The 3,096-nt window shown below is 63.7% G+C and carries 7 protein-coding genes; 6 read left to right on the top strand and 1 reads right to left on the bottom strand.

What is annotated here, in order from left to right; translation table 11 throughout:
• The 6 genes from ACZM22_RS11060 to ACZM22_RS11085 form a co-directional block, all read left to right on the top strand.
• Window positions 1-336 (top strand): hypothetical protein (locus ACZM22_RS11060; RefSeq protein WP_489544109.1); only part of this gene is annotated, 336 nt, incomplete at its 5' end.
• Window positions 333-1,037 carry a glycine-rich domain-containing protein gene (locus ACZM22_RS11065; RefSeq protein WP_489544110.1) on the top strand — a complete coding sequence of 235 codons (705 nt, stop codon included), beginning with the start codon at window positions 333-335 and terminating at the stop codon, window positions 1,035-1,037. The genes ACZM22_RS11060 and ACZM22_RS11065, both read left to right, overlap by 4 nt.
• Window positions 1,034-1,612, top strand: coding sequence for a hypothetical protein (locus ACZM22_RS11070; RefSeq protein ID WP_489544111.1), 579 nt, complete (start codon window positions 1,034-1,036; stop codon window positions 1,610-1,612). Before ACZM22_RS11065 ends, ACZM22_RS11070 begins: the two co-directional genes overlap by 4 nt.
• Window positions 1,609-1,848, top strand: coding sequence for a hypothetical protein (locus tag ACZM22_RS11075; RefSeq protein ID WP_489544112.1), 240 nt, complete (start codon window positions 1,609-1,611; stop codon window positions 1,846-1,848). The genes ACZM22_RS11070 and ACZM22_RS11075 overlap by 4 nt, the downstream gene beginning before the upstream one ends.
• A 34-nt stretch (window positions 1,849-1,882) precedes the next feature.
• Window positions 1,883-2,089, top strand: a complete 207-nt coding sequence (locus tag ACZM22_RS11080; RefSeq protein ID WP_484426920.1) for a holin — start codon at window positions 1,883-1,885, stop codon at window positions 2,087-2,089.
• A gap of 3 nt (window positions 2,090-2,092) precedes the next feature.
• Window positions 2,093-2,785 carry an N-acetylmuramoyl-L-alanine amidase gene (locus ACZM22_RS11085; RefSeq protein ID WP_489544113.1) on the top strand — a complete coding sequence of 231 codons (693 nt, stop codon included), beginning with the start codon at window positions 2,093-2,095 and terminating at the stop codon, window positions 2,783-2,785.
• A 129-nt stretch (window positions 2,786-2,914) separates the two neighbouring features.
• Here the strand turns inward: ACZM22_RS11085 and ACZM22_RS11090 are convergent.
• Window positions 2,915-3,096 (bottom strand): hypothetical protein (locus tag ACZM22_RS11090; RefSeq protein WP_489544114.1); only part of this gene is annotated, 182 nt, incomplete at its 5' end.

A 3,096-nucleotide genomic window follows, 5' to 3' on the forward strand; every position in this document is an offset into this window, starting at 1 on the left:
AGCTACGAGCGCACCGACACCGACAAGGCCGTCACCCCCAAGGCGCTGAACAGCGTGTACAAGCTGGTGGAGGACAAGGCCGACAAGTCTGTGTCAAAAGCTGCCACGCTGACGGCGGCGGGGTGGAGCAATGGCGTGCAGACGCTGGCCGTCTCTGGCGTGACGGCGACCGCCAACGGCAGCCTGCGCATCGCCCAGAGCGCCACCGACGAGCAGTTCGCCGCGTGGGGCGCGGCGCAGCCCCGTGTAACGGCGCAGGCGGCGGGTTCGCTGACGGTCAAGGCGGCGGGCGCTGTGCCCGCGGTCGATATTCCGGTGGAGGTGGTGATGGTATGATCCAGACAGAGGGTATTTTTGTGGGCGGCAGCGCCATTTCCGCGCCCATCATCGGCGAGGACTTCAACTGGTCGGGTGGTGACGGCACATATCAGGTGCTGGACGACGGCGGCGGTAACTGGCGTATTAAGTTCCTGTCCAGCGGAACGTTCACGCCGTTGAAAAACATGGTGATCGATGTGTTTCTGGTAGGCGGTGGCGGCGGCGCGGGAAGCAGCTACTGCGGTGCTGGCGGCGCAGGCTACACCACCACCGTGCGGTCTGTGGTGGTGGCGGCCAATACCGCCTATCCCATCGTGGTAGGAGCAGCGGGCACACAAACTTATACAGTGCAATCCGATGGAGGTACATCATCAGCATTCTCCGCAGTAGCAAATGGCGGTCACCATTCAGTGAGTGGAGACAAAACCTGGAAAAAGACCGGAGCAAATGGTGGCTCTGGTGGCGGTGGCCAGTATGCCGATGGCGGCACGGATGGTAGCGACGGCGCGACGGGCGACACCGCTGGCGGCAAGGGCCAAGGTACTACCACCCGCGAATTTGGCGAAGCGGACGGCGACCTTTACGCTTCCGGCGGAGGCGGAAACCTGAAAGCCACCGTACCTAACTCCGGCAACGGCGGTTATTATGGAGGTAGCACCAGCGTTAAACCTGCCGACGGCATTGTGGTCATCCGGCAGCACAAGGAGGTGGCGGCATGAGATATGCGATCGTGACAGGCGGCGCGGTGACCAACGTCATCGCCCTGCGGGAGATCAACGCCGGGGATTTCCCCGGTGCAGTAGCGCTCCATGACCGCCCGGTAGGCATCGGGGACACGTACAGCGAAAGTAAGTTCTGGCGGGATGGCGAAGAACTTCTGACATCCGACGAGAAGATCGCCGCCATGCAGACGGCGGCGGTGGCGGTGCTGCGGTTCGTGGTGGCCGATAATGACCGGCTGGCCGCCGGCGCTTTGTACCCCAAGTGGGCAGCGGGAGCGCACAGCATGGGCGACATCTACACCGCTCGTGGGCAGGTGTGGGAATGCATTCAGGGCTACGACAATGCCGTCTACCCGGATATCGTGCCGGGCGGCACGGCGTGGGGCACATTCCACCGCCCGCTGCACGCTACCGCGCCGGAGCAGGCCCGGCCTTTCGTAGCTCCCACGGGAGCGCACGATATCTACAAGGCGGGCGAATACATGACGCTGGATGGGGTGCTGTATAAGTGCCTGCAAGATACGGCGTACAGCCCGACGGAATACGCCGACGCATGGGAGGCGGTCGTATGACGGAAGCCATCATCGTGGCGGCGCTGGGGCTTGTGGGCACGCTGGTTGGCAGCTACCTTGCCAACCGCAAGAGCACCGCCCTGATCGCCTACCGGCTGGAACAGCTGGAGCAGAAGGTCAGCAAGCACAACAAACTGGTGGAGCGCACCTACGCGCTGGAGGAGAGCGTGGCGCTGATGGACGAGCGGGTGCGGGTGGCCAACCACCGCATCGCCGATCTGGAAGGACACGCATAGGATAGGATAGAACCGAAAAAAGGAGGAATCGCATATGAAAACGAAAACCAATTGGAAGCTCTGGTTCAAGGCGGCGGGCATCCGCGCCCTGCGCACCATGGCACAGACGGCGGCGGCCACCATCGGCGCCACTGCCGTGCTGTGTGAGGTCAACTGGCTGGCGGTGGTCAGCTCCACGGTGCTGGCGGGCATTTTGAGCCTGCTGACCTCGCTGGCGGGCCTGCCGGAGCTGGAGGAGTGAGCCATGCCCAACATCTATCTCAGCCCCGAGGACAGAGCCAGCAACACCTACGCGCCGTCGGCGCTGTGGAACGGAAAGCCCACCAATGAGAAGGAGCAGATGGGCCGCTGCGCCGACCTGCTGGAGACGGCGCTGACGCGCTGCGGCTTCACGGTGCGGAACGTCCAGCGGGGCAACATGTATGATCGGGTGCGGGAGTCCAACGACTGGCCCGCCGCGCTGCACATCGCCCTGCACACCAACGGCTTCAACGGCAAGGCGTCCGGCACGCGGGTGCACTGCTATCCCTCGGAGGAGAGCCGCCGCATCGGGCGGCTGATCCAGGATCGCATCGCGCCGCTGTCGCCCGGCGGGCCGGATAAGCTGGTGGAGAGCGCGGGACTCTACGAGCTGCGGGCCACCCACATGCCCGCCGTGCTGCCAGAGTTCGGCTTTCACGATGAGCCGGAGGAGGCCCGGTGGCTCATCGACAGCATGCCCCAGATCGCGGAGGAGACCTGCAAGGCGGTGTGCGACTATTTCGGCATGGCCTACGTGGCGCCGGAGACGGAGCCTGCGGAAACGCCGGAGCCGCCGGTGGAGGACACGCCGCTGTACCGGGTGCAGGTGGGCGCCTTCCGCTTCCGCCGCAACGCGGAGGAGTACTGCGAAAAGGTAAAGGCCGCCGGTTTCCCGGAGGCCTTCGTGACGGGGTAAGGGGGAGGCTGAACGGTGTAGGGGCGGCCCTTGGCTCTCCCAAAGGGAGAGCCAAGGCCGATGCCCACGCAGTGGAGCGAAGCGGAACAAGTACCCTTGGGGTGCATCGCCCCGTCGTTTGCCGGAAAATCATCGTACACCGTGAGGGCCGATGTGGGCATCGGCCCCTACAAAGTTCTTACCCCTCAACAAAAAATGACCGGCCAATGGCGACTCCTCATAAGGACATCTTGAAAACACCAGATTAAACCGATTGAGAGAATCTCTTGGTGTCGACCAAACGGGAATAGCCATCAACCATTTCATCGTGG

It is taken from the genome of Vescimonas sp. (genome assembly GCF_057856985.1).